This is a genomic window from Bradyrhizobium campsiandrae (assembly GCF_014529705.1).
Lineage (GTDB): Bacteria > Pseudomonadota > Alphaproteobacteria > Rhizobiales > Xanthobacteraceae > Bradyrhizobium > Bradyrhizobium campsiandrae.
Genome location: NZ_JAANIH010000253.1, coordinates 1 through 400, shown reverse-complemented (window position 1 = coordinate 400; position 400 = coordinate 1). Strand labels below are relative to the sequence as shown.

General features: G+C 46.8%; 1 protein-coding gene. It reads left to right on the top strand.

Annotated features, from left to right (window positions below; all coding sequences use genetic code 11):
- The coding region (locus tag G8O24_RS47320) for a sigma-70 domain-containing protein (protein WP_188108450.1) at positions 1 to 400 on the top strand (400 nt) is incomplete at both ends.

Genomic DNA, 400 nt, shown 5'->3' with positions numbered 1-400 from the left:
GTCTTATCCGCGCTGTTGAAAAATTCGACTATGCCAAGGGCTATAAATTCTCCACATATGCCACCTGGTGGATTCGCCAAGCCATTACCCGTGCTATGGCAGATCAGGCGCGTACTATCCGTATTCCTGTGCACATGGTTGAGGTTATTAATAAGCTCGGTCGTATTCAGCGAGAACTTCTACAGGATCTAGGTAGGGAACCTACTCCAGAAGAACTTGCTAAAGAGATGGATATTACTCCTGAAAAAGTATTGGAAATACAACAATACGCGCGTGAGCCTATCTCTCTTGACCAAACTATTGGCGATGAAGGCGATTCCCAACTCGGTAATTTCATCGAGGACTCTGAGGCGGTTGTTGCTGTTGACGCTGTGTCTTTCACCTTGCTGCAGGACCAACT